Annotated in this window: 2 protein-coding genes and 1 pseudogene; 1 reads left to right on the top strand and 2 read right to left on the bottom strand. The window is 37.3% G+C overall.

Annotated features, from left to right (window positions below; genetic code table 11):
• On the bottom strand, positions 1-238 hold a 238-nt coding region (locus BTA31_RS22240; protein WP_076794301.1), incomplete at its 3' end, for a PTS sugar transporter subunit IIB.
• 399 nt (positions 239-637) lie between these two features.
• On the opposite strand from BTA31_RS22240, the pseudogene BTA31_RS23490 reads away from it, so the two are divergent.
• A pseudogene (locus BTA31_RS23490) lies at positions 638-803 on the top strand (RNA polymerase subunit sigma-70); the annotation flags it as partial.
• A 452-nt stretch (positions 804-1,255) separates the two neighbouring features.
• Here the strand turns inward: BTA31_RS23490 and BTA31_RS22235 are convergent.
• Positions 1,256-1,915 carry a hypothetical protein gene (locus tag BTA31_RS22235; protein WP_076794298.1) on the bottom strand — a complete coding sequence of 220 codons (660 nt, stop codon included), beginning with the start codon at positions 1,913-1,915 and terminating at the stop codon, positions 1,256-1,258.
• Positions 1,916-2,166 lie beyond the last annotated feature (251 nt).

Genomic DNA, 2,166 nt, shown 5'->3' with positions numbered 1-2,166 from the left:
GGATAACAGATACTTTAATTTGATATTCTTTTACTCTTTCCTTTATTTCATCCTCCATATATTTCAAATGAGGACCAATTAATAAAACATCGATTTCATTTAGGTACTCTGATAATTGGGACTCACTTCGAGCCTGCACAGACATTTCCAATCCTCTTTTCTTACTTGCTTTACGAATGGCGTTTGCCATAAAACCGCTGGAAGCACCTGCACCACAGATTAATAACACTTGTGTCATCTTAATTTCCCCCTAACAATATTGTTTTCGCTTACATGTTCAGTATGTCATTTGCCGATTTTCAATACCAATAATAAAAGTTCCTATCCATAGGAAATCAAAGGGGGCGGACACAGACAAATCGAACTTTCAGATAAACACAAGAGGCGGGATTTTCCCGCCTCAAATCATTTCCCCTTAGCCTGATAAAACACAAGAAACATCTTCAACAGCACTCGCTTCTCAATCTCCGACACATAGTTGTGCAGCTTATATTCCATTCATTTATATCTCCATCAAAAACATTTTATAATCCCCTTAAAATGCTTGTTTTACCTCTTTTTTAATTGCATCACCGACCAACGAGATATAACTTATCGTTTACTGCATTAAAATAACAAAAACGGATAACCTGCGGGCGGCAACGAAAATTCGCTCATCGATGTCCTAAGGATCGGAAAACGAAGACGTCATCGACACCATCCAGCTCAGGTACGGACTTGAAAAATGCAAAAAGCAAACCGTCATCTTGGACGTCAGAAAAAAAGAAGAAAGAGAAAACGCAAAGGAGCTCGAGATAATGCGATGACTCCGAATCTGAGAAATGGGTGAAGAGGAAGTGATATTAGTGAAGAGACTCAGGGAGATATAAACCTGGCCTCTGGATTTTTTGCACATTCATCGTTTCCTGACAGGTTAAAAGACTGAATACTTGTTCAATTCAGTCCTTTAGCATAATAACTTAAGCTTTTGTCTTATCAAAACGATAAAGTACAGGTTGCAAAATATATAAACAAAACACAATCCAAATAAAAAGAGAAAACCACTTTACTATTGAATCCCATCCGCTCCAAAAAGACATAAAATAAAGTATTGGCAAAATAAAAATTAAACCAAAAAGCAATTTTGAAGCTGTTGTTTCCTTTAGTGGACTTTTACATCTGGGGCAAGTTGGCGTTTTTGTTCTAATAAGCTTATATTTTTCTCTAAAAGTAAACGATTTCCTGCATATCGGACATTTGCTCATTTTCTCTCTCCTTAACAGGGCTTACTTTGTAAAAACCAGCTTGAGCTTTGTTGTTTACTTTGTTTTTTCTTATAGTACCAAGTGGACTTATGCTTATATTTATATTGTTTGTAACACATGCTTCCATCTTTCACAGGCTTCGAAGTTCTATATTGCTTGATTTTTACCTTTATTAATTTATCAAGTGTCTCTCCTACGGCTAATGAAGTTAGGGTTAAAACTGTTTGTTTTACTCTGCTCGCAGGAACCCTGGTCCATATACTTGTCAAAGAAATTGCCGCTCCAACCAAAGTGCCTGCCGGAACGTTATTTGTTACAGTCCCCATGTATACTTCTTTGTATGCTGATAAGCCCATTTCAAATTCTTTCTTTGATTCTAATATTACACCGTTTAATAAGGTCATGCCCGTTGCAGGATCATATTGAATATGAGTCGTATGTTTATTTTCCGTAACGATGGCTTCAACGATTCCATTTTCATGGTATGTTGCTTCCAGCGTAAAATGCATCTGCCCCTCCTTTACAATTTCCCTTGTCTTTTTCCCTGAGTAATATAGATCATCAATGGCAGTTTTATGATCTACAAACCCTTCAGCCGAGACAAAGTCATACGGAGTCACAAAACAAGTACCAAAAAGCAGTACTATTAATAAACTCAGTTTCTTTTTCACACTCTCTCCCCTTTAACATCCAAATAATTACTTTTCATTTTATAAAAAGGGGTTATTTTACACAATACTTTTGTCAATATCAATTTCCTAAAGTCAATAAATCGCTTTTTGTATGCAACAGGAATGTATCGACATCCTAGACGGAAAAAAGTCATCGTCGCCCGCGTCGGCCTTGATCCGAAGGCAGAGAAAACGCGAAGAAGCGGGCGCTGATGTTTCAGAAGTTTGATCGGACGGAGAAGGAAAAGCGG

The organism is Bacillus haynesii (genome assembly GCF_001969855.1).
In the GTDB taxonomy this organism is placed as follows: Bacteria; Bacillota; Bacilli; order Bacillales; family Bacillaceae; genus Bacillus; species Bacillus haynesii.
The sequence above is the reverse complement of the archived record's forward strand: the minus strand, read 5'-3'. Positions and strand labels throughout refer to the sequence as shown.